We start from the raw sequence: 24,834 nt of genomic DNA, 5'->3' as shown, positions 1-24,834 counted from the left end.
CTATCTATTTAATCGCTGCAACAACCGCGCACGTAACCTGCGTGCATTAAGGTCATCCAACGGTGCCAAAGGGCCTTGAGCGTGCTTAGGCAAATGCTGACGAGGAAGGTTTGCATCGCCAAATACATAGTAATCGAGCAATTCTCGCCAGGCTTCCTTTTCATAATCTGGCCGATCTCGTAGGGACAACATTCCTTGATAAAGCATATTCACGGGGTCATCGATAAAAGAAGCCACTTCATTCCACCAGTAATTAACCAGCACATTGAACGGGTCTAACGCCTCTACTTGATGCCACCACATTGCAGGGTATACGAGTACATCACCCGCTCCTAGCTCAGCGATCTCACCAACCTGCACCGCTTTTTCAAAATTTGGATGCGCTTCAAAATCCGGCTCCTGAAAATTCACCATACTAACCACTTGCCCACCGGGCGTAGGCTCTAAGGGGCCTGGATAAAGGTTTGCAGTTTGATCAGGAGGAAACAAAGTAAAACGACGACGCCCTGCTAAACAAGCAGCAATATTGTTCGAAAAATCGTAATGTGCTGCCGCAGTGGTCTCATTGCCCATCCATATGCTGACGTGTAATTTGAATTGTTCGAAAAGCTTTTCTGAAATAATAAGTTCAGCTTCAGTCATCAGATCTGAAAAAAAACCATCAATACTCGTTGACCCAATATATTGCGCTTTTGTTTCATTCGTCGGCTGGAGTTGCTCCATCTGCGAGAAAGCCTCACCTAGGTCAATCGTGTCGGACTTGTAATTAAAACCAGATATATCCCAATTGTAAAAAAAGCGCCCGCCTATTTCAGGTTCAGCGACAAATCTTGTAACTGGTCTACCATTATAATGATCGAGCAAAAAAGACATGACATCTTTGGCAGAGCTCTTGGCTTTTTGGCATATAGGCGTGTGCTCCATTATGCCCTTTAAAATGACTGGCTTAGCATTTTTGATTAGAGATTGAAAATCGACATCAGAAAGTGAGGCCCCTTCGATGACCTCCGTTTTACGTGTAATTTCTAAGCTCTCAACCAAAACACTCCTCCAACTATACAGTTTGAGCGTTTTTAATAGTTTTAAGTTCTATAAGGCGAGACACATTCCCCGCCGAAGACATCACTGCGAAACAATGCTCCAATAGCCCTAGCGAATTCAGTTTAGCTAAATCGTTGCCGCTCAATGAAATCATCTTTTCTTTGCTGATGGTGAACACATCAGGCACGGTATATTTTGCCGTATCAGACAAACTGATATCCAATGCAATGGGCTCGATCAAACCCAACGCGTCCAATTCTGAGAAAAACGCTTTTGCGGCGTTTGCACCAACATGGATCCGCTGAAGAACTTGAGAAACCTGCTGAAGATATGGAGAGTTACCTCCCTGTGGAAGAAAGACATTTTCACCAATATCCCCATTCAACCGCGGATGCTCTAAATCAATATTTATTATGGGTTCCACATGACGCACTCCGTCTATTTGCCGCTCATGTAAAGCAATAGAAAAAGGTCCACGATCCTGAATAGCCGGCACATAACGAGCCTGCCATCCGTCTGAATTCAAGAATAAATTCTCTTCTCGGTCCAACCCCAGCAACACAACCGCGTAAAAATCTCCCTCAGGGGATTTGCGGAAAAATATTGGGTACTCACGCTGCAATTCCATAAATTCTGTGGGAAAAACAAGCGCCTGATTAATGTTATCACCGAACTCTTCGCTGTGATGAATTTGAACCTTTAAATCCTTGTGTTCAACATTATCCAGAACAACAATTTTAGACATGGTTAGATCCCACCAAAATTCATTATTTAAAGTCAGATACGACTTCACTATCAACGCACCTAAGTGCCTAATCCGCAATAGCTTAAAGAAAAAAAGGGGCCACACAGAATGTAGCCCCTTCCTCTAAGTTCTTAAAATACTAGAACTTATAGCGTGCACCTAGATAGTAACGCGGTGAACTCTCACGAGCAAACCATAGGTTTGTTGTTGAGCGACCAAACCAACGTGAGCTTTCTCCAGTCAGGTTAATTGCGTCAAGAGACAGAGCAATATTGTCTGTCAAATCATAGTTCAGACTGGCATCTACCTGGCCATAAGCTTCTACGAATACTGGGTTGTTGAAACCACCACCAGCATTTGCATTCAGCAAGAACTCATCACGCCAGTTATAAGCAAGACGACCAGAGAAACCGTAGTTCTCATAGATAAATGTCAAGTTAGCAGTATCACTTAGACCAGTCAGGGCAAATTGGGACGCAGATGGGTCACCAGTTACGTCATATCCAACATCACCTTCAACTAGAGTATAGCTACCCATGATACCAAAACCAGTATCACCAAAGAAGTGCTGACCTTGAATTTCAATACCGTTGATAGTGGCCTGCTCGTTGTTCACAGGTCTGTTGATGTCAAACACATAAAGCGGGTCATCAGCATTTGGTACAAGATCATACAATGTTTCAATATTGTCGTATTCACTTGTAATGATGTTTCCATCTGCACCTTGAACTGCTTGGAATGCAGCAACTGCAGCAGCTGTGTCACCAGGGTTTTGATCAACGAAAACAGCCATTGCGAACAAGTTGTTGTCGTTTGGATCAGCTCCAACGGTGTCTAGAAGCCCACGTGCTATACCTGTTCGTGTTCCTGCATCATCTGTCGTAGCGTCACGAAGACCGAATAGGTTGCCTTCGTAAGTTTCAGTACCAACAAAGTTACGCACAACTTTTTCAAAGATACCTACAGATACATAACTTGATTCACCGAAGTAATATTCAACGGATAGATCAAAGTTGTCTGACTCGAGCGGTAGGAGACCTGGGTCACCTTGTGTCGCACTCGCAATGTTGTCGAATGCAGTTGGACCAGCTGGAGTTCCCTGAAGTGCATCTGAAGCAAACAAGTTGTTGTATGCTGTGCGCGCAATTGTCTTGGAGTAAGACGCACGTGCTTTTAGAGAGTCAGTAATGTCTACTGCAAAATCAACATTCGGCAACCAGTTGTCGTATGAAGATTGCAGAGTCAGACCATCACCAGAGCCAATCGCCAATGTGAAGTCGTTGTTACCTGTCCAGATAAGCTGTGAAGGCGGCACAGTAGCAGTTTTAGCCGTTACTTCTGTATCTTCATAGCGCAGACCAACATTTAGATACGCAGGACGGTTCGCCACTTCAAACTCTGTGGAGAATTGCGCATATAAAGACAGCACATCTTCTTCTACAGTGTCATCAGCTGACCCCTGCGGACGAATAGATGTGTCGCTAGCAAACACGGCACCAGTGTAACCCGGAATATTGTTATTGATGTAAGCTGAAGAAATAGCTTGGAACAAAGTTGCCGCATCGCCACGAACACCCTGCAAATCACCAACATTGTAGTCATCAAACTGACAAGACAAACAGAATTCTTCAAGCGCATCCGGAGCAATCGCTTGAACATCACCTGGGTTTGCCAGCCCCCAGTTACCCAATGTTTGCTGGAATGTTGCGTTTGTAGTTCTGTTAGACTGCGTGCGATAATTTGCACCAACAGTCAAACGAGACATGTCATCCAGATCCCAATTTGCACGAAGGTCGAACTGGTCGATTTCGTTCTTCTGAGATACCGAACGGATACCGTTCGCGATGTTTGTAGCAACATCATAACGGTCAAACACACCGTCATTTGAAATAGCAGTATCTTGAGCATCAATTAGTGTTTGAATTGGCGCATCACCTGAGTAATCAACCGAGTGAGACACAACAATTGGCCAAGCCATACCAACATTAACTTCTGAAAGTTGGTGTGTTTGACCGTCGTTAGCAACGATACTAATTCCGTTTGGAGTTACTTCTGCTTCAGATGTGTGAGCATCAAAAACGATTTCAAAATTATCAGTAGCTTGGAATTTTGTGTTAAAACCAAATGACTGAAGCTCATCCTTAGTGGCGCGAGTTGTTTGCTGAAGCGCCCAGTCTTTTGTTCCCGAAATGACTTCTGTCAAACCAACAGTAGTCGGAACAGGACTGTCATCAAAGATTACTTCTGAAAAAGGACGACTGAACCAGTTTGAAACCTGCGTGCGGTTTTCTTCACCTTCATTCGTTGCGAACGTGTAGTCAGCTGTCATTTCCAAACGTTCCGTTGGAGCAAACTGCATGACTATTTGACCGTTAATTCTCTCACTTGAGAACTCAGAGAAGTTTGCACGACTATCACGCGGCAGTGCAATGTTCCCTGATGAAGGAGCGTTCACAACATTTGTAGCAGCAGTTACACGACCATTCGCAGGATCAAGGAATGAATCAATATCCTCAATGTTCCAGCTAGCAGATTCAACACTTGGAGCCGCACTGTCGCGCTTCGAATAGCTCCCTGTTACACCCACACCAAATGTGCCAGCTTCGTTTGACCAGCTGACAATACCATTCAGTTCAGGTGTAATTTCATCGCCAGTGTCTACAGATGTGTCTACAACACCCTTAACACCCACAGAGGCGACCAACCCATCAGAATCAAGAGGTCTTGCTGTAACAACATTTACTGTTGCTCCGATACCGCCAGATGCAACATCAGCACGCCCCGTTTTAGTAACCTCCAGTGCACTTACACTCTCAGCAGCCAAGTTAGAAAAATCGAACGCACGACTAGAACCACCAGTTCCGCTTCCGTTACCACCAATCAGTGGAATGTCAGCAGTCGGCATTGAACGACCATTTAGAGTTACAGCATTAAAGCCTGGCCCAAAACCACGCACCGTGATTTGAGAACCCTCTCCGTTTTGGCGGTTGATAGATACACCTGGAATTCGCTGCAATGATTCAGCTAGGTTTGAATCAGGAAACTTACCAATATCTTCTGCGTTAATGGCATCAACAACACCATTCGATTTACGCTTGACGTTCATACCGTCTGTAAGAGCCTGACGGATACCTGTTACAACAATAGTATCCAAAGTTTTAGTGTCTTCAGCTGCTTCTGCAACATCTTGCGCCATTGCTGGTGCAGACAATACAGTTGATAGCGCAATCAAAGATGCCCCGAACTGCAACTGAAATTGCCCTACTCCACCTCTATTAATTTTCTTCATATGCTCCTCCCAGAAGTCAAATTGAAAACCGAACTGATATCGTTGTCAATTATTATTGATATCGTTGTCATATGTTAGCCCTATCATGCAAACAGCAAATGAGGCAACTCTCACATTTCAGATTTTTTGAATGTTGGCTTTTTTGTCACAATCTCGTTCAATTTTCTCCATTTCATATGAGAGATAATTGTTAGCAACTACAAAAATACAGTCTAGTCGTAACTTCAAAATACGATCAAATACAGGCGGCTAAATGAGTAACAAAGATCGGACCTGGACACAAAAACTTTACTTCACTAACCCAATATAACCCTTAAAATATCGCGCATAAACTAGAAAGTTTTCTGTAATTTGTGGCCTTTCACAAAAAATTTCATTCAGTACAATTCAAATCTTTCAATCGAAATCAGTCGCTGAATGACGTTCTTTTAGTTGTGTACTTTCTTCACCCCAAACCCGATTGACACGGCACCCTCTTTTCACAGCGGGACGCTCATTAATCTCATTGGCCCAACGCTGCACATGTTCATATTCATGCACAGACAGAAATTCTGCCGCCTCATACAAACGCCCCAATGCTAGCGCACCATACCAAGGCCAGATCGCGATATCTGCGATCGTGTAATCATTACCAGCAATATACTGACGCTGAGAGAGCGTCTTATCCAAAACATCTAGCTGACGCTTTACTTCCATTGAAAAACGCTCAATTGGATACTCAAACTTTTCTGGCGCATAGGCGTAAAAATGCCCAAACCCTCCACCAAGATAAGGTGCAGATCCCATCTGCCAAAAAACCCAATTCATAACCTCAGTCCGTGAAGCGCCCTGTTCAGGTAAAAACTCGCCAAATTTTTCTGCCAAGTGAAAGAGTATTGATGCCGATTCAAAAATACGCACAGGCTCTTCGCTGCTATTGTCCCAAAGTGCAGGTATTTTCGAGTTTGGATTCATCTCGACAAAACCAGATGAGAATTGATCACCTTCTGTAATATCAATAATCCAAGCATCATATTCAGCGTCTTTATACCCAAGCTCCAACAATTCCTCGAACATGACTGTTGCCTTCACACCATTTGGTGTTGCGAGTGAATAAAGTTGAAACGGATGCTCTCCGACTGGCAATTCTTTCTCATGAGTTTCACCAGATATTGGACGATTTATTGATGCAAATTTTCCTCCATTTCCTGGTTTCCATTTCCAAACTTTGGCGGGAGAATAAGCTTCATTCGTCATGTTTTTATCCAATATCAAGTCACTAGGAGGACAGTTATAGATTTATAGATAAGAGAACAGCTCAAGACTTCCAGCATATTGCTCAAAATAATTAGGCATGAAACTCAATCGAAGTAAAAATATTTGCGTATCAGAACTTGGCAAAACAAAGTTTGCGCACAAAACTAACATGGAAACTAAAATTCCAATTTAGACAGAGCCATCTTATGAAAACCATACAATCCCTTTTTCTTAGCGCGAGCTTGTTGTTTTGCAGTCAAGCCGCGGCAGAAACCAGCACTGATGGCATCCTGATCACAAACAGCAATTTAGTTGACGTTATGGATGGCAAGCTTCTCAAAGATCAGACAATTGTGATTCAAGGGAACAAAATTATTTATGTTGGCTCAAAAAATAATGCTCCTGAGGGCAATTGGAATAACATAGACCTCAAAGGTGCTACCCTTCTCCCCGGCCTGTCAGATAGTCACGTTCACCTTACATCAAATGCCAATGATCATGGATATCGCAGATTAGCCGTCTCGACACCTCGCTCAGCAATCAATGGTGTAAAAAATGCCAACAAAACGCTTCTAGCTGGATTTACAAGTGTCCGTAATTTGGGTGCTCCCGGATATGCAGACATTGCTTTAAAGGAAGCAATTGATGATGGTACCGTCATTGGCCCGCGTATAATCGCTTCCGGTCCGTCCATTGGTATTACAGGCGGTCACTGCGACTCCAACTTACTTCCGTTTGAATACAAACAAAAAGCAGAAGGAGTTGCCGATGGCCCTTGGGCTGTCAGAACCAAAGTTCGTCAAAATAATAAGTATGGTGCTGAAGTCATAAAATTCTGCGGTACAGGCGGTGTACTCTCCAAAGGTACAAAGCTTGGAGCGCAACAATTCACCCAAGAAGAAATGTCAGCCATTGTAGATGAAGCGCATCTTTTAGGGCTTAAGGTTGCAGTTCATGCACATGGCTCAAGTGGAATCGCAACAGCGCTGAATGCAGGCGTAGATTCTATCGAACATGCCAGCATGATTACAGATGCCGCAATAGAACAAGCTGTGGAGCAAGGTACATACCTCTCAATGGATATCTATGTATCTGACTTCATACTATCTGAAGGCGAAAAAGCCGGCATATTGGAAGAGTCCCTAGCGAAAGAACGTAAAGTTGGGCGCATCCAAAGAGAACGTTTTCAAGCAGCTGTAAAAGCAGGTGCGAACATAGCTTATGGCACAGACGCAGGTGTATACACCCACGGACTAAATGGGCGTCAATTCAAAAAGATGGTCAAATGGGGCATGTCTCCCATGCAGGCAATTCAGGCCTCAACAATCGGGAATGCAACCCTCTTTGGAACTCAAGACATGACGGGCTCAATAGAAGTCGGAAAATACGCGGACATGATAGCCGTCCCGCTCAACCCATTAAATGATGTAACAGAATTAGAGCACGTCGACTTTGTAATGAAAGACGGCGTCATCTACAAAAACGAATTGTCTGAATAAAAACCAATAACAAAATAGTGCACTCCCCTCCCGCATTGCGTGGGGGAGTGCACTATTTTTCCAGTTTAAAGTGGATTGTTACCTGTCAAATGTTCAGGTTTTAAATCCATACATGTTTCATCTAAATCAGATACTAGTTTGAACTGAACCAATGCCTTTGGCAGCTCATAGCGGAAGAAATAACGACATGCCGCTAATTTACCCTGATAGAAAGCCACATCATCTCCCTGAGCATTTGCCAAAGCATTTGTTGCGATTTGAGCTTGCCTCAACCAAAGCCACGCAATCACAACATGCCCGAAAGCATCAAGGTAAATTGTTGCGTTCGCCAATTGCGTATTGACGTTTTCATGAGCTTTAACTGTTTCAGTAGTCTCAACCAACACTTTGAGCGCTTGCTCTAGATCTTTGTTGTATTCACCCAGCGCACTCATTTCTGAAGTTGCACTCAAAGTCGCTTGAACTTCTTGCAGAAGAAGCTTCAGCGCAGCGCCATCAAACATAGAAACTTTGCGTCCTAGCAAATCTATTCCATGAATCGCATGTGTACCTTCGTGAATGTGGTTCAAGCGGTTATCCCGATACAAGCGCTCAACAGGGAATTCACGTGTGTATCCATACCCTCCAAGCACTTGAATCGCATGTTTATTTGCTTCCAGGCAGAATTCTGACGGCCATGATTTTGCTATTGGAGTTAGTATCTCCAACAACAAAGCAAGGCGGTTCTGAGCGTCTTTATCATCAGTAAGCTTTTGCTCTTCCACCAAATCAGTACAATAGTATAGAAGTGCTGACGCCCCCTCTACCGCAGCTTTCTGCGCCATTAGAAGACGCTTAATGTCTGTGTGTTCGATAATTGGCAACTGAGGCGTGGACGGATCTTTGTCCTGAGGATGCCGCCCCTGAAGACGTTCGCCTGCATATTTAGTAGAATATAAGAAACCTGCTAAGGCACTCATAGTTGCACCATGCCCAACCCCAATACGTGCCTCATTCATCATGTGGAACATATTCTTCAGCCCCTCATGCGGTTTCCCTAGTAAGTATCCGTGACAATCACCGTTTTCACCAAAATTCAAAAGACAATTGGTTGTCCCACGGTGTCCCATCTTGTGGTTCAAGCCAGCTAGTGAAATATCATTCTTAGCGCCAAGGCTACCATCATCGTTCACGCGATATTTTGGAACAATGAATAGTGAAATTCCGCGTACCCCCGGAGGGCCACCCGGTATTTTTGCCAGGACCATTTCAACAATATTTTCTGTCAATTCATGGTCACCCCCTGAAATCCACATTTTCGATCCTTCGATCAAATAATGCCCCTCTTCAGTTGGTGTGGCCTTAGTCCGAATATCTGAAAGTGAAGATCCAGCTTGAGGCTCTGAAAGACACATAGTCCCAGACCACTTTCCTTCTAGCATTGGACCGAGATATTTGTCTTTTTGCTCCTGTGTTCCTACTGCATTCAACATATTGGCAGCGCCAACCGTCAAAAAGGCGTAAGAATTAATTCCGGGATTAGCAGCAGAGAAAAAGCCAGCCAAAGTAAGATTTACGATGCCAGGCAACTGAGCTCCACCAACATCCTCATCAAAACTAGCTGCGTAAAATCCCGCCTCAGCGAAAGCCTGAAGCCCCTCCCCAACCTCGGGAATGATAGATACTTTTTCGCCATCGAAACTGGGTTCATTTGCATCAAGCTTGGCTGCACATGGTAGATATTTGTCTTCTGCGATAGCTTCAGCAGTATCCAAAATGGCTGACACAGCTTCTCGATCATATGATTGATACCGTTCTGTCTGAAATACTTTATCCAGATTCAGAAATTCATACATCATAAAATCAACGTCACGACGGTTTGCAATCAGGGACATTTTAACAACTACCTCAAAATAGAGTTTTGGCTGACCAGCCTTTTTTAACATATGTACCAGAATAAGGGATGAGATCAATCCTCACCTTGCGGCACTTATTCATTCCAACTCTTGCTGGGATCTTCTCCTCTATTTTTTCATAAAATCATGTGACCTAGCGGAATTATTGACACCCAATTTTGCTTCGCATACGAAATTAGTTATAGAGCAATGAAAGATACGAATGCGCCAGTTTCCAGTATTTCACCTAATCCAAAAAGCCCACTGTGCGCTTTTTCGAGCAGCCGATCATGCTCTAAAAGATTATGAAGGCCTAACCGCAACACAGCACGCGGTTTTATTTATCCTGCTGAGGCAAGACGGTGCGCCTATTTCCGCCATCGCGGATGAGTTGAACATGGGCAAATCCAGTTTGACCGGCCTGATCGATCGCATGAGCGAAAAAGGTTTTCTGCGTCGCGCCCAAAGCAAAACAGACGCAAGAAGCTATGAAGTGTATTTGGAGGATTTGGGTCGACAGGTTGGCGAATCCTCGCTGACTGGTACGCGGCAAATCAATTCCGCTATCCTCGAACCGTTTAATGCCAAAGAGCAAGCAATTATAGAACGTTTCCTTGAGCATGTTTCTAGCAATTCAGCCGAAATCGTTTCTGCAGAAATTGAAAAAATCTACAATCAAAGGTCAAAAAAATGAGTGAATTTATAATCGTAACCCACGATGAGCGCGTCACCACATTGACCATCTCACGTACCGACAAAAAAAATGCGATCACAAAAGCAATGTATGCAGCTATGGCTGATGCCATTCTGGCTTACACAGCAGATGACAATGCGCGCGCTTTTGTTATTACAGGTGCCGGAGATATGTTCACATCCGGCAATGACATCTCTGACTTCACCACAGAATTGACAGGAAATGAAAAACCACCTGTTGTTCGCTTTCTTGATGCTCTACGTGAATGCCCAAAGCCTGTGATCGCCGCAGTAAATGCACACGCAATCGGCATTGGCCTAACAATGTTGCTTCACTGCGACCTTGTGTATGCTCATGAAAACGCGACTTTTGGTGCCCCTTTTGTAAAGCTTGGCGTCGTGCCAGAGGCGGCCTCTTCTATTCTACTGCCTCAAGCGGTAGGCATGGCAGTCGCAAATGACATCTTGCTTGCCGGCAGAACACTGAACGCCAAAGAGGCTCTAGACTTCGGACTTGTATCAAGAGTGTTCAACGACGCAGAATATAGTGCTTCTATTAAAGAATTAGCTCAACACATTGCCGATTCAGCACCAATATCAATGAGAAAATCAAAAGACCTGATCCGCAATCGTCGTGGCGATATGACTACCCATATGAATGCTGAGTTTGCAGATTTTGGCGCTCAATTAAAATCACCAGAATTTGCTGAAAGCATCGCTGCTAAAATGCAAAAACGTAAACCAGTCTACAAATAAACGAGACCTGGCGAGCGACATAGCTCGCCATACATTACCTGGATCCACGTAAATTGGTGATCCCGCGTTCAATCCCCTCGACAGTGAGCGGATACATGCGGTCACCAATAATTTCTCTTATCATCTGATTGGACTGAGTGTAGTTCCAATGCTTTTCTGGCTCAGGGTTGAGCCAGGATAACTTTGAATAGACTTCCGTCAGCCGCTGCAGCCAAACTGCACCAGCCTCTTCGTTCATGAATTCAGAAGCGCCACCCGGCATAGCGATCTCATAGGGTGACATAGCTGCATCTCCCACAACAATTACTTTGTAATCTGCTGGATAGGTATGCAAGATATCCCACGTGTTGAGCTTATCTGTCCAACGGCGGGAATTGTCTTTCCAAACGTAGTCGTACAAACAATTGTGGAAATAAAAATATTCCATGTGTTTGAATTCAGCCCGCGCGGCAGAGAACAGCTCTTCAACCATTTTAACATAGGGGTCCATTGAGCCCCCGACATCAAAAAAGATCAGGACCTTTACAACATTGCGGCGTTCAGGACGCATTTTAATATCGAGATAACCAGACTTCGCCGTTGAATCGATTGTGCTCTTTAAATCAAATTCTTCATCCGCACCTGTACGCGCAAAATGACGAAGTTTGCGAAGTGCCATTTTTATGTTTCGCGTGCCTAACTCAACGCTATCGTCGAGATCTTTAAACTCACGTTTATCCCAGACCTTTACAGCGCGCTTGTGACGACTTTTATCTTGCCCAATACGAATACCTTCGGGATTGTACCCATTGGCACCAAAGGGAGAAGTTCCACCTGTACCGATCCATTTATTGCCGCCTTCGTGTCGTTCTTTTTGCTCTTCGAGCCGTTTTTTAAGCGTCTCCATGAGCTTATCCCAACCACCCAAGGCTTCAATTTCAGCTTTTTCTTCCTCGGTGAGATATTTTTCGGTTAGCTTGCGTAGCCACTCTTCAGGGATTTCCTTTTCCATCCCTTCATCGACATTTTCTAGCCCCTTAAAGGTTGATCCGAATACTCGGTCAAACTTATCAAGATTGCGTTCGTCTTTCACAAGACTGGCGCGCGACAGATAATAGAAATTTTCTACCTTCTTGTTTGCCAAGTCAGCTTCCATCACCTCAAGAAACATGAGGTATTCCTTGACAGTGACGGGAATTCCCGCCGCCTTCAATTCATAGAAAAAATTTGTAAACATAGCGCTCGCCCCGCTCTTTCAAGATAGGTGGTTAGCGTTCTCTACGTGCCATAAATGCCAAACGTTCAAACAAATGGATATCTTGTTCATTTTTCAACAACGCACCATGCAATGGCGGAATTGATGTGCGAGTATCGCTCGAACGCAAGGTTTCCGGGTCAATATCTTCTGACATTAAAAGCTTCAACCAATCGATCAATTCTGACGTTGAAGGCTTCTTTTTAAGCCCAGGAACATCGCGCAACTCATAAAATGTGGTCAATGCATTTGAGACCAAACGTTTTTTGATTTCAGGAAAGTGCACATCAACAATAGATTCCATTGTTTCGGTATCTGGAAATTTGATAAAATGGAAGAAACAACGACGCAGAAAAGCGTCGGGCAATTCCTTCTCATTATTAGAGGTGATGATTACTAGCGGGCGTTTTTTTGCTTTGATAGTTTCGCCAGTCTCGTAAACAAAGAACTCCATACGATCTAGCTCTTGAAGCAAATCATTTGGAAATTCGATATCTGCTTTATCGATCTCATCAATTAGCAAGATTGGCTGATCATCTGCCACAAATGCTTCCCACAGCTTCCCGCGTTTAATGTAATTGCTTACATCAGCAACTTTGGGATCGCCAAGCTGAGAATCTCTCAAACGAGAAACCGCGTCGTACTCATACAGCCCTTGTTGGGCTTTAGTTGTTGACTTGATGTGCCATTCAATAAGTGGACGACCCAATGCCTTGGAAACTTCATGCGCTAACACAGTCTTCCCAGTACCCGGCTCTCCTTTGATCAAAAGAGGACGTTCCAAAGCTATGGCAGCGTTCACTGCAACCTGTAGATCGTCGGTAGCAACGTAATTATCGGAACCTGTAAATTTCATTGTCTTATCTCTTTTAATATCAATCTTTCAGTGAATAGATACGCTAACTCAGCCGCACATCAAGACGTACCGTAGCGACAAGCAATCGCTTTAAAGCAATTTCATGACCCAAGATAACGGAAGTCTTTTCATTAAAAAGCATACAACCGTCCAAGGCCATGCGGGAACGATCGCCTTTGCTTTTCTAGACTCGATCGCCTTCACCAACAGATCACACCCTTTATCATTGGATACGATAAATGGTGTCTTTCCATTCGGCGCTTTTACAGTCATCTCGCTTTCAATATAGCCAGGGAATATTGTGGAGACATCAATGTTTGGCTTGTTCAGCATGTCAGCGCGTATACCTTCAGCCATATGCGCAACCGCTGCTTTACTAGTCGAATAACAATTCATTCCACTTCTCAAACCACGGAATGCGCTGGTCGAAGAAATGATGACCAAATGCCCTTCTTTTTGTTCTCTGAAAATTTTCATCCCAGCTTCACTTTGAGCTAGCGCAGCGATTAAGTTAGTCTCTAAAACGAACTTATTCTTCTGGAAACCGCCTTTTCCGATAGGCGCTCCGTCACCAATTCCCGCATTAATAATAACACGATCAATTTTCCCAAACCTCTGTTGAAAATCTTCAAAGACAGCAAACACCGCATCATGATCATTTACATCTAAAGAAGCCAATTCCACTCTAGTTTCAGGAGATGCTTCAAGGATCTCTGACCTTAACCCCTCAAGTTTTTCGACACGTCGTGCGCACAATGCTAGGTCATATCCTTTTTTAGCAAAGCGCGTTGCCATACCAGCACCAAGCCCTGAACTAGCGCCCGTGATCAAGATGACAGGTCTGTTTTTCTTCGTATCAGCGATGGGTGATGAGGTTGACATTTTCTGCCTCCAAATGGTGGTGTTGGTTGAATGCAATCATTTGCATCCGATTTGATGACACAGAGATTGTCGTCACACTTGCATTGTGTAGAACGCGCTCAACTTGCCGCGTTGTATCTTCACTCAGAGCCATTACTTCTTGAACAACAGCACTGATGGGGCCTCCAGAAGAGAAAACATAAGCATTTCCATCCTTGGGGAGCTGTCTAGCTAGATCGGCGACAGCAGACCTTATACGTTCACGAAAATCAGAACGACTTTCTGTATAGTCTGCATCGTATTCTCCAGAAGCCCAACGCGCGACTGAATTGTCATAAATCGCCTGAAAATCAATATTAGCATTTTCAGAACTTTTAAGCGCATCCCCAATTGCTTTTGAGGAGTTTAATTCAGGATGCAATGCGCTGATGATGTTTATATAATCAAACTCGTTCCAACGTCCGTCCTGCTCATATTCTGTACCAGGCGCAAACCCTTCAGCAGTTTGTCTGTGACGCTTTAAAGTGCCGGAAAATAATCTCTCATCGCCTTCATTCCACATTGCCTTGCCAAGTACTTTTGACTGAATGTGCCCAATGTCAGAAAGGTTGTCATAATCTTCCGCACCAAAGGATGCTTGTCCGTGGCGCACAAAGTGTATTCTTGGCATATCTAACGGCTCTCTTTGATAATTTTACAGCTACGATGATTGAGGTAATTCACGAAAATCCAGTAGTTCTTAAAAGCTGGATTTCTGGTTTGCTTATGATGGTATCGATAGTAAATTTGTTGTGCGATGCCAGCTAACCGAAATAGACCATACACTTGATAAAAGGCTATATTTTTAACTTCTAGATTCATTCTCTGACAATAGTACTCGATGACTTCATTTCGCGTCATCATTCCATCAAGCGTAGTGGGCTGTCGCCTGGTTGAACGGTAAAATTTGTCATCACCTGCCTCAACCCAGTATGCCAGCATGTTCCCGAGATCCATCAAAGGATCACCAATAGTGGCAAGCTCCCAGTCCAGCACACCGATTACCTTTGTAGGGTCTTGTTCATCCAAAACGACATTATCAAATCTAAAATCATTATGCGTAATACAGAGAGTTTCCTTTTTAGGCATGTTCTCCGCGAGCCATTTCATGACTTTGTTGCCTTTGGGCACATTCCAGGTGCGAGCATTCGAATAGCGTTTGCTCCATCCCTCTATTTGCCTGCGCGTATAGCCTTCTCCTGCACCCAAATTTTCCAAGTTCGCTGATTTATAATCAACCTGATGCAACGCGATTAATGTATCTAGAACATTGGTACACATCGTACGCACTTGATCTGCATTCATCTCCAGCCCACGAGGCAAATTACGTCTTGGAATGATGCCAGCGACCCTATTCATCATATAAAATTCAGCACCGATTACTGATTCATCATCTGAATAGCCGCGCATTTTTGGCACGTAGGAAAACACTGGCTCCAACGCTTTTTGCAGCCGATATTCTCGTCCCATATCATGAGCACCTTTTGCCTTAGTGCCCGCAGGAGGACGACGAAGAACAAGGTCATCCGTTTCAAATTTCAATCGGTATGTCCAATTAGAAGCACCACCAGAATACTGAGTGACATCGGGCTCCCCTTGCACTTCAGGCATATGCAAAGACATCCATTTGCGAAGTGAAGATACGTCTAACTCTTCACCTGCCCGCACTTTCCCAGCGGCATCAATTACTCCAGCATTGCTCATATCAACTTACCGCTTCATGCGTTCTTCGATTTGAGCAAGTTGCATGCGCATCAAATTTAAGAAATCTTTGAAAGCAAGTTGTTTTTTTGCTTGTAAAGCTTGCTCTGCTTCTGGGTGAGTGAAGATGTGCGAGTCATTGTTTTCAATACCCTTCACGATCTTTTCTGCGATTTCATCGGCGCCAATTCTCGCACGTTCAACCATGCGTTTCGTCATCATTTCTGATTCTTCAGAGCTGGAACGCATATTTTTCGCCAGATCGGTTCTAAAGAATGCAGGACAAGCAACTTGAACACCCACATTATACTTTTCAAATTCCAACATGAGTGTTTCTGAAATAGCCACGACAGCAGCTTTTGTGGCGTTATAGGCAGCTGCGTCGGGCATGTATAAATACCCTGCCATGGATGCAATATTTAAAAACCGTCCCGTCCCTTGCTTTTGGAACACTGGCAAAAAGGCTTTAGTAGACCGGACGATCCCCATCATGTTGATGTCTACTATCCAATTCCAATCTTCATCCGAAACTGTCTCCATTGGCCCCATTTGGGCAACTCCGGCATTATTGATCACTAAATCAACGCCGTCCCAGTTACTTTCCAGCCACTCAATCGATTTAATAAAGTCCTCGGATGATCTGACATCGCAATGAAGATACTCAGAAGCAGGGTTCAAAGCTTTCAATTCTGATAAAGTCGATTTGCCAGTTTCGTCGTTAATGTCCGCTATGCAGACCTTCTTACCTTGGCGCGCAAAATTCAAAGCCAGCGCTTTCCCCAGACCAGCGCTCCCACCCGTTATAAATATGCGTTCTATTTTACTCATCAAACTATCCTAAAATGCACTATGCAACTCTTTGGATCTCGTTCTAAACAACGATCCATCGATGCCGGACATCCCAATAAATTAATTGTCTCTGAGATCTTTTCTCAAGATTTTCCCGACAGGTGATTTTGGCAAATCTTCAACAAATACAATATGTTTCGGACGCTTATATCCTGTCAGCTCTTTGCGGCAGTATTCTTTAACGTCATCGCTAGTGAGCGTTGGATCAGACTTGATAATGAATACTTTGACCGCCTCACCCGATTTTTCATCGGGAACCCCAATAGCTGCAGCTTCAGACACTCCTTCTAGACTAGAAAGAACATTCTCAATTTCATTGCTGTATACATTAAAACCGGAGACAAGAATCATGTCTTTCTTACGGTCGACAATCTTCAAATACCCCCTGTCATCCTGCACACCGATATCGCCTGTAGCCAAAAAACCGTTCTCATCCATCGCTTCAGCAGTGGCTTCTGGTCGGTTCCAATAACCGGCCATAACATTTGGACCTTTGATCCAAATTTCACCTTCAGAGCCAATTGGTACTTCGCTACCATCATCATTGCGAATAGAGATAAGAACAGACGGAATTGGCAGACCAACAGTCCCAGAGAACTCATCACGAGAATACGGATTACATGTTCCCGCTCCCGTTGTTTCAGTCATGCCCCATCCTTCAAGAATAGGTTGACCAGTCAATTCTCTCCACTTTTCAGCAGTATTTCGGTGCGTTGCAGTTCCACCAGAAATGAACATACGGGATTGTGAGAAATCCACCTTATCAATATCTTTGTGAGCTAGTATTCCGGCATACAATGTATTCAACCCAATCATTAGATTGAAACGCGTATTTGCCATTGTTTTAACAAGGCCGTCCAAATCTCGAGGGTTAGGAATGAAAATGCATCGCGCGCCCTCGAATATACCTACAGAAACAGCATATAGGGTGAATACATGATACAATGGCAGTGGGATAAGCAATTCAGGATTTTCGATCTTGGGTTCGTAACTTAACCCGTAATCCAACCAAGCGCTGGAACAAACCGCCGCTGCAAGAATGTTTTTTTGTTGAAGAATTGCACCTTTTGCAACACCTGTTGTTCCACCAGTGTATTGCAGAACAGCCACATCATCCATTTTGTGTTCTTGAGGTGTCCAAGTCAGTTTTTTTCCCGCATTCAGAAAAGCAGAATATTGAATAGCTGTTGGAATATTCCAGTTAGGTACCGCTTTCTTGACGTTTTTCAGAACAAAATTAGCTGCAACACCTTTCAAACCACCAATAGTATCTCCAATGGATGTCACAACAGTATGCTTGATTGGTGTTTTCGCTAGAACTTCTTCTAAAGTCGCTGCAAAAGTATCAAGAACAAAAATTGCTTCTGCACCACTATCATTTAGTTGATGATCCAATTCACGCGGCGTATAAAGCGGATTAACGCTAACGGCAGTTAGTCCTGCTCTGAACACTCCCAGAAGAGTTACCAGATATTGAGGTATCGTGGGCATCATAATCGCCACACGCGAACCTTTGGATAGTCCTAGATTTTGCAATGACGCTGCAATTTGAGCAGATTCTTCGTCCAAACGTTTATATGTCCAAACGGCACCAAGGCATTCAACAGCGTCACGATCTGCAAATTTGACCATACTTTCATTGACAACTTCAATGAAAGTTTTCTCTCCAAGATCTACTGTCTCTGGAACACCTTGTGGGTAATTTTTTGTCCAAAAAGGACTCTGCACGTCTGTGCTAGTTTGCATTTTTTCTTCCCCGTGAATACCTGATTTGAAGCTGTCATATTCACTTATTATCTATTTTGGCTTCTTTTTAATTTATAATCACGCGGGTTGTTTGATGAATCAAGTGATATATATTAAACTGTTACTATGAACAAAATTCATAACAGCGTAGACAGACTCGACTTAAACCTTCTAAAAGTCTTTGAAGCAATTTATCGAGAACAAAATCTAACTCGCGCAGCCAACCACCTGTCGCTTAGTCCCTCTGCGATCAGTCATGCACTGCGCCGACTAAGGGAACACTTGAATGACCCCTTATTCGTCAAGGAGGGACGCAATATGCGCCCTACTCCCGTTTGTGCGCGCATGGCTCCCGAACTCCTGGAAGAAATCAGTCGGCTGAGGTCAATTTTGCTCAGCTGGGGGCAATTTGATCCTGAAACGAGTAAAATTGTTTTTTCAATCGGAATGCCGGATGCTACCGAGATAATGCTTCTTCCTGAATTAGTAGATAGAGTCAGAAAGCTGGCACCCAATGTAAGCCTAATAGGTACACGGTATGTCCGCGAAGAAATGGATACATCTTTGTCTGGGCACACATTAGATATTTGTATCGACGTGACAATTCCAACTTCCAAACAGCTGCGCCAGTTTCCTTTAATATCCGACTCTTGGTGTATTGTTTCCAGAGGCCGTAAAATTAATTCTATCGAAGAATATTGTGAAAAAGAGCACGTCGCCGTTTCAACCCGTGCCGTTGGGACAATCCTAGAAGATCCCGCTCTCGAAAAACTCGGCATCAACAGAGATGTGAGAGTGAGATGCCAAAACTATTACGGTGCAATCGCAGTCGTGGAACGATCTGACCACGTCCTCACCATGCCACGGAGGCTGGCCAAAGTGATGGCGAATGGAGAGCAATTCAATATTTACGATGTCCCCTTTCACATGCCATCAATAGATCTGAACATCTATTGGCACAAAGACAATGATGAAGATTCTGCCAATCAGTGGCTCAGAAACATAGTGGTCGGTATCACTGAAATTTTCGAGTAAACTTGAAATTCCATTCAAGTGGTACAAATGTAAAATAGTTGACATTTCAGTTCAACTGTTTCCACTAAACTAAACCACAATGAAAATTTCCATTATGCATGAGGCCACAAATGTCAGAACCACACGCAATGCAAACTGAACCGGGCTTTGGAATTCCTGACCCTGAAGACCTGGAAAGCATTCAGGGGAAAGTTTCTGAGGCTGAATGGGCTCTTCGTTGTCAATTAGCTGCGGTATATCGATTGTGTGCAATATATGGTTGGACAGACCTTGTGTTTACACACATCTCCGTTCGATTGCCTGATGAACCAAATGCAAAAGGTGAAATGGAAGAACGTTTCTTGATCAACCCATACGGGCTCCTATTTCAAGAGATCACCGCAACGAGCTTGGTTAAAGTCGATCTGAATGGGAATATCTGTCAGGACACACCATATTTCATTAATCCTGCTGGTTTTACAATTCACAGCGCAGTCCACATGGCGCGCGAAGACGCAGGTTGCGTAATACACCTACACACACCTTATGGGATCGCGGTGTCTGCACAAAAAGACGGGTTACGTCGCTATTCTCAATTTTCAATGCAGGTCTTCAATGATCTTGCCTATCATGATTATGAAGGCATAGCGCTCGACCTTGATGAGCGCGAACGCATCGTCAACGATATGGGTACCAAAAGCCTTCTAATGCTAAGAAACCACGGAACACTGTCCTTGGGTCCCAATTGCGCGATTGCGTTCTTACGTATGTATTTCTTGGAAAACGCATGTAAGGCTCAAATTTTAGCTCAATCAGTCGGAAGTACCGAAGCATTGCATGAAGAGCCTTCAGAAATGGCCGATCGTGTCGGAACACAAAGCGCCCCTGCATTCGTTCAAGGTATGGGGGACAATCTTGTTTGGCCCGGCCTCATTAGACATTTAAAGAGAACGAACCCAGGTTACGACAAGTAATTTAAATACAAAACTTTAAATGAGATCAATGCACTACTTCAATTGAGGTAGTGCATTTCTTTAATTTGGGAGTGAAGAAAATCGCATCTATATTATTTGAAGCCTTACCCCTCGTTTTGGCATTTATCATGTTTTCGTTGGGACTAGGCTTGCAGTTCTCAGACTTCGCGAGAGTTATTACTTTTCCCAAAGCCATAATTGCGGGCGCGATTGCTCAATCACTCTTAGTGCCATTTGTGGCGTTAATGCTTGTCCTAATTACAAAACCTTCGCCAGAAATCGCCGTCGGAATCATGATTTTGTCGTTTTGCCCTGGAGGGGTGATGTCAAATATCATGACAAAAATGGCTGGTGGGACAGTTGCCTTATCAATCAGTTTAACAGGTGTAATCAGCCTACTATCGATCTTAACAATTCCGATATTAGTTACGATTTCCGCAGGTTATTTTATGGGTGAAGACGCAATATCCACCAACACAACACAATTAGGTATAAAGCTCTTTGTTCTGACGGCAGCCCCAGTCATTTTAGGCTTGCTAATCCGGAACTACTTTAGTCGATTGGCCCTCAAAGTAGAGAAATATGTAAGCCTCGCTGCTGCAATTTTGTTTGGTATCATCGCACTAGGAAGCATCATAGCTAATTGGGATGTCTTCGTTCAAAACTTTTGGCAACTTGGCCCCATCCTTATACTCTTAAACATCATATTGCTTGGTGTAGGTGTATTGATCGGAAAGTTGTTTAATCTTGTACCGGCTGATCAAATTACGCTTTCCATTGAAACCGGAGTTCAAAACAGCGCATTGGGAATCACTATTGGTTCGATCGTAATGTCGTCTGAAACAGGCATTTCAGCCTTGAGTCTTCCATCAGGAATATACTCTGTGACGGTGTATTTTGTGACACTTCCAACTATAGCTTTCACGCGCTATTTCTTGAAACGACTTACTCAAAACACCGCTTAATTCATGAAAGAAAATGAGTACCCAAAGGATCGGTTCAACATAAAAATACCCCATGTAAGAGTTGATGCAATTAGGAGCAAATTGCCCCTACGTGATGTAAATAAAGAGTTTGACGCCATGCTCGAAGGGAAGTCTATTCGGTATAAATTATCATTTAGATAGGGAAAAATTGAATGTTCAGCCACATGATGGTCGGTGCAAATGACATCGAAAAATCAAAAGTTTTCTATGACGCACTTTTTGCTGCTCTGGGAGGAAAACCGGGTGTAATCGACCCTAAAGGTCGCATTGTATACATGCATGCTGGAAACATCTTTTTGGTCACGCCGCCTATTGACGGCCAACCTGCAACGCCAGGCAATGGCATGACACTAGGCTTTACAGCAGCCAACCCAGAAGAAGCAGATGCTTGGCACAAAGCTGGTGCAGAAGCAGGTGGCACGATGATCGAAGACCCACCTGGTTGGCGCGAAGGCGGTGGTCTGCGTTTGTACCTTGCCTACCTACGCGACCCAGCAGGGAATAAAATTTGCGCCATGCACCGTGGATAAAAAAGTATAAAAAAGCCTCCGCACTTCATTTTAGAGCGGAGGCTTTTCTTTTCAATTTATCAAAGTACTAGTCGCTCCAACCAGGACCGCCTTCTCCTTTTTGTAGAGCACGAACTTCTTCTACATCTTTTGGAGGCGCTAACCATTGCGGCTTAGATTCCTTAGCCCATTCTAGAATTTCTTCTGGAAATTGATCGTGATTTTCCACACGCCAAGACAATAACCGAATAATCCCTGGACCAGCTCCTGCCCATTTGGGAAGTTTCCCATAGCGTTGCCACGCCATCTGGTGAGGTTCTTCTACACTTCCTTCAGGATGAAAGAAGAAATCATAATTTTCCCAAGCTTCATATTGTGAGCCATTTGGAAGCGGGAAGTCCAAGAAAACAGCAGCATTATAGATGTATGTATCGCCCAATTTTTCGTATGGAATCCCTTCCCCCGCATCAATTTTCTGAACACGGTCGCCTACCCCCTGCTCTACGTCACCGAAAATACGATTATCTTCTAAGCGATAAGTTATCATCTGATATGGATAAGCAATCGGCTCAACTTTATTACCATTGTACTCAGTAAGTACTTTTCCTGTTTCTGGATCGGTGTAAGCGAATGTCTTACGTGTAAGATGAATAATTTCTCCATCTTCTTCATCTGGCCAGATAACCGTTGAACTATCAAAACCAATCATACCAAACAGTTTTTTACCAGATGGGTATTCATAAACCCCACCTTCTGCAATCCAGTGAACAGGTTCGCCAGTTCCAGCACGGCCATCAACCCATGTTTTCAAAGCTTCAGGCGCAGCTTTATAAGACGCCTTTTCAGCCCCCTGATGAACAGATTCAATTTCAGTTTTGGTTGGCTCTGACGCAGATGAATTCATACATCCCATCACAACAAGCGGCGCAACCAGGCCAATAAATAGCTTCACGATCAAACTCCTCCAAATAGCACACCCATAAATGATATACCATTTGAGGAATTTGTAAATTCGTCAGCCTTAACGGCGCAATCTACCCAATGTCGTGGAATTAGCTAACTCATCAATTTCAGCAGCAGACACAAGATTAGCATCGCCAATAATTGTGTGTTTCAAACAATTAGCCGCAGCAGCAAAATTTAATGTGTCTTCTGAAGAACGGCCAGTAAAGCAGCCGTAGATAAAACCGGCCGAGAAAGCGTCACCAGTACCCACACGATCAATTACATTTTGCATGTCATACGCACGAGAAAAAATGGATTCTGTTGCCGTGCGCATATGCGCTTTCCAATGATGGCGTTCCGCTGAAGTTGAATTGCGAATCGTCACTGCGACACGTTCAAGGTTTGGATAGCGACGCATCGCTTCTGCTGATAATTCTTCATACCAGCCATCTTCGCTACCATCTCCTTCAGGAGAAAAACCTAAACACGCTCGACAATCGCCTCGCCCTGCAATCAGTGTGTCCGCCATCTCGACAATCTCTGGCATCACTTGATCTGCACTTTGACCGTATTGCCACAAGCGTTCGCGGTGATTTAGATCGACTGAAATATGTACCCCACGTGCTTTGGCCTCTTTTACTGATTGAACAGCCAGATCACGTGTCTCAATGCTTATTGCAGGTGTAATACCGCTGATGTGAAACCAGCCTGCATCTTTAAACGCTGCATCCCAATCGATTGAACTAGCTTCTAGATTCGTGAAAGAACTATTGTCACGGTCATATACAACGCAGCCAGATCGATAATCTGCACCGGCCTCCATGAAGTATAGCCCCATGCGTCCTTCTATACGAGATATTTGCGAAACATCTACGCCATAACCACGAAGGAAAATCGTCGCTTGCTCACCCAATTCTGTTGGAGGAAGAGCAGATACAAAGCGGGAATCAATGCCCATACACGCAAGTGATACAGCGACATTAGCTTCACCACCGCCATGACAAACTTCAAACGATTGCGCCTGACGCAAACGAAGTTTATCGACCGGCTTGAGCCTCATCATCAACTCACCAAGCGAAACAACTACTTTACTCATTCTTCTATTCTTTCTACTTCGCTAAGAAAGTTCACAAATAAAAAAACATGACCCGCCCCGCTGAAAAGGCGGGTCATGAAGTTTAGGACTGGTAGCCCGGGACGGCTATTACGAGAAAGCCAAACCACCATTCACATCTAGGTTTACACCGTTGAGGAACGAAGCCTCATCGGATGCAAGATAAGCAACAACATCAGCAACTTCATCTGGGTGACCTTCACGGCCAAGTGCAGTCATGCCAGCAATTTTCGCACGTACTTCGTCTTTAGAGAAAGTGTCGTGGAACGCTGTGTTGATAAGACCTGGGTTTAGTGCGTTAACACGGATACCTTTTGGTCCAAGTTCTTTAGCCAATGAGCGAGTGAAAGTCATAACCGCACCTTTAGATGCAGCATATGCCCATGACCCGCCGCCGCCGCCATCACGTGCAGCTTGAGAAGCAAAGTTCACAATAGAACCGCCTTTAGGCATGTGTGGAACAACAGCTTGAGACATCAAGAATGTAGAGTTCACGTTCAAACGCATTACCAAGTTTAGGAAGTCTTCGTCCATTTCAGCAAGCATTTTACGAGCAACAATACCGCCCACTACGTTTGCAAGAACGTGAATCTCTTTACCAAAAGCAGCTTGAGTTTCAGCAACAACTTTGTCCACATCTGTTTTTTTAGTCATGTCACCTTGAACAAGGATAGCTTCACCACCGACAGCTTTAATAGCGTCCATAGTAGTGTTTCCATCTTCAATGCTGTCGTAATAGTTTACAACGACTTTAGCACCTTCTTTTGCAAGCTTTACTGAGATGCTACGACCAATGTCACGTGCACCACCTGATACGATTGCTACTTTGTTTTGGAGTCTCATTTGGGGAGTCCTTTAGTTTCTAATTTAAAT

At 44.0% G+C, this 24,834-nt stretch carries 22 protein-coding genes; 7 read left to right on the top strand and 15 right to left on the bottom strand.

Features of this window, described 5'->3' with window-relative positions:
- The 4 genes from F551_RS0100415 to yghU all read right to left on the bottom strand — a co-directional run bounded on the left by F551_RS0100415 (position 1) and on the right by yghU (position 6,311).
- Complete coding sequence (locus F551_RS0100415; protein ID WP_018995488.1) at positions 1–1,041, bottom strand: cupin-like domain-containing protein; 1,041 nt, start codon at positions 1,039–1,041, stop codon at positions 1–3.
- 13 nt (positions 1,042–1,054) lie between these two features.
- Positions 1,055–1,786 (bottom strand): SapC family protein, encoded by a 732-nt coding sequence (locus tag F551_RS0100410; RefSeq protein WP_018995487.1) that lies wholly within the window; start codon positions 1,784–1,786, stop codon positions 1,055–1,057.
- A 139-nt stretch (positions 1,787–1,925) separates the two neighbouring features.
- Positions 1,926–5,075, bottom strand: coding sequence for a TonB-dependent receptor (locus tag F551_RS0100405; protein ID WP_018995486.1), 3,150 nt, complete (start codon positions 5,073–5,075; stop codon positions 1,926–1,928).
- Between the two features lie 396 nt (positions 5,076–5,471).
- Complete coding sequence (yghU, locus tag F551_RS0100400; RefSeq protein WP_018995485.1) at positions 5,472–6,311, bottom strand: glutathione-dependent disulfide-bond oxidoreductase; 840 nt, start codon at positions 6,309–6,311, stop codon at positions 5,472–5,474.
- A 206-nt stretch (positions 6,312–6,517) separates the two neighbouring features.
- Between yghU and F551_RS0100395 the strand changes: the two genes are divergently transcribed.
- Positions 6,518–7,810: a Xaa-Pro dipeptidase gene (locus tag F551_RS0100395; protein ID WP_018995484.1), complete on the top strand. Its 1,293-nt coding sequence runs from the start codon at positions 6,518–6,520 to the stop codon at positions 7,808–7,810.
- A gap of 65 nt (positions 7,811–7,875) precedes the next feature.
- On the opposite strand, the gene F551_RS0100390 is transcribed toward F551_RS0100395, so the two are convergent.
- Positions 7,876–9,684, bottom strand: coding sequence for an acyl-CoA dehydrogenase (locus tag F551_RS0100390; RefSeq protein ID WP_026296561.1), 1,809 nt, complete (start codon positions 9,682–9,684; stop codon positions 7,876–7,878).
- A gap of 223 nt (positions 9,685–9,907) precedes the next feature.
- Between F551_RS0100390 and F551_RS0100385 the strand changes: the two genes are divergently transcribed.
- Together F551_RS0100385 and F551_RS0100380 are read left to right on the top strand one after the other, a co-directional pair.
- Entirely contained in the window at positions 9,908–10,378 is a 471-nt protein-coding gene (locus F551_RS0100385; RefSeq protein WP_018995482.1) for a MarR family winged helix-turn-helix transcriptional regulator, read from the top strand.
- A complete protein-coding gene (locus F551_RS0100380; RefSeq protein WP_018995481.1) occupies positions 10,375–11,133 on the top strand; it encodes an enoyl-CoA hydratase/isomerase family protein in 759 nt (252 codons plus the stop codon). The genes F551_RS0100385 and F551_RS0100380 overlap by 4 nt, the downstream gene beginning before the upstream one ends.
- 34 nt (positions 11,134–11,167) lie before the next feature.
- Here F551_RS0100380 and F551_RS0100375 read toward each other — a convergent pair whose 3' ends face one another.
- From F551_RS0100375 to F551_RS0100345, 7 genes are all read right to left on the bottom strand, one after another.
- Positions 11,168–12,349, bottom strand: coding sequence for a vWA domain-containing protein (locus tag F551_RS0100375; protein ID WP_018995480.1), 1,182 nt, complete (start codon positions 12,347–12,349; stop codon positions 11,168–11,170).
- A 31-nt stretch (positions 12,350–12,380) separates the two neighbouring features.
- On the bottom strand, positions 12,381–13,223 hold the full coding sequence (locus tag F551_RS0100370) for an AAA family ATPase (RefSeq protein ID WP_018995479.1): 843 nt from the start codon (positions 13,221–13,223) through the stop codon (positions 12,381–12,383).
- Between the two features lie 90 nt (positions 13,224–13,313).
- A complete protein-coding gene (locus tag F551_RS0100365) occupies positions 13,314–14,105 on the bottom strand; it encodes an SDR family oxidoreductase (protein ID WP_018995478.1) in 792 nt (263 codons plus the stop codon).
- Positions 14,080–14,754 carry a histidine phosphatase family protein gene (locus tag F551_RS0100360; RefSeq protein ID WP_018995477.1) on the bottom strand — a complete coding sequence of 225 codons (675 nt, stop codon included), beginning with the start codon at positions 14,752–14,754 and terminating at the stop codon, positions 14,080–14,082. The genes F551_RS0100365 and F551_RS0100360 overlap by 26 nt, the downstream gene beginning before the upstream one ends.
- Positions 14,755–14,756: 2 nt before the next feature.
- Positions 14,757–15,827 (bottom strand): phosphotransferase family protein, encoded by a 1,071-nt coding sequence (locus tag F551_RS0100355; protein ID WP_018995476.1) that lies wholly within the window; start codon positions 15,825–15,827, stop codon positions 14,757–14,759.
- Positions 15,828–15,833: 6 nt separating this feature from the next.
- Complete coding sequence (locus tag F551_RS0100350; RefSeq protein ID WP_018995475.1) at positions 15,834–16,652, bottom strand: SDR family oxidoreductase; 819 nt, start codon at positions 16,650–16,652, stop codon at positions 15,834–15,836.
- A gap of 81 nt (positions 16,653–16,733) precedes the next feature.
- A complete protein-coding gene (locus F551_RS0100345) occupies positions 16,734–18,419 on the bottom strand; it encodes an AMP-binding protein (protein ID WP_018995474.1) in 1,686 nt (561 codons plus the stop codon).
- Between the two features lie 126 nt (positions 18,420–18,545).
- Here F551_RS0100345 and F551_RS0100340 point away from each other — a divergent pair, with 126 nt between their 5' ends.
- From F551_RS0100340 to F551_RS0100320, 4 genes are all read left to right on the top strand, one after another.
- Positions 18,546–19,454 (top strand): LysR family transcriptional regulator, encoded by a 909-nt coding sequence (locus F551_RS0100340; RefSeq protein WP_026296558.1) that lies wholly within the window; start codon positions 18,546–18,548, stop codon positions 19,452–19,454.
- A gap of 110 nt (positions 19,455–19,564) precedes the next feature.
- Entirely contained in the window at positions 19,565–20,407 is an 843-nt protein-coding gene (locus F551_RS0100335) for a class II aldolase/adducin family protein (protein WP_018995472.1), read from the top strand.
- Between the two features lie 50 nt (positions 20,408–20,457).
- Positions 20,458–21,372 carry a bile acid:sodium symporter family protein gene (locus tag F551_RS0100330; protein ID WP_324603029.1) on the top strand — a complete coding sequence of 305 codons (915 nt, stop codon included), beginning with the start codon at positions 20,458–20,460 and terminating at the stop codon, positions 21,370–21,372.
- Between the two features lie 173 nt (positions 21,373–21,545).
- Positions 21,546–21,923, top strand: a complete 378-nt coding sequence (locus F551_RS0100320; RefSeq protein WP_018995469.1) for a VOC family protein — start codon at positions 21,546–21,548, stop codon at positions 21,921–21,923.
- Between the two features lie 67 nt (positions 21,924–21,990).
- Here F551_RS0100320 and F551_RS0100315 read toward each other — a convergent pair whose 3' ends face one another.
- From F551_RS0100315 to F551_RS0100305, 3 genes are all read right to left on the bottom strand, one after another.
- Positions 21,991–22,854, bottom strand: a complete 864-nt coding sequence (locus tag F551_RS0100315; RefSeq protein WP_018995468.1) for a DUF1838 family protein — start codon at positions 22,852–22,854, stop codon at positions 21,991–21,993.
- Between the two features lie 69 nt (positions 22,855–22,923).
- On the bottom strand, positions 22,924–23,943 hold the full coding sequence (locus tag F551_RS0100310) for a sugar kinase (RefSeq protein ID WP_018995467.1): 1,020 nt from the start codon (positions 23,941–23,943) through the stop codon (positions 22,924–22,926).
- A gap of 108 nt (positions 23,944–24,051) precedes the next feature.
- Complete coding sequence (locus F551_RS0100305; protein WP_018995466.1) at positions 24,052–24,804, bottom strand: SDR family NAD(P)-dependent oxidoreductase; 753 nt, start codon at positions 24,802–24,804, stop codon at positions 24,052–24,054.
- Positions 24,805–24,834 lie beyond the last annotated feature (30 nt).

It is taken from the genome of Hirschia maritima DSM 19733, assembly GCF_000378345.1.
GTDB lineage: Bacteria > Pseudomonadota > Alphaproteobacteria > Caulobacterales > Hyphomonadaceae > Hirschia > Hirschia maritima.
The sequence above is the reverse complement of the archived record's forward strand: the minus strand, read 5'-3'. Positions and strand labels throughout refer to the sequence as shown.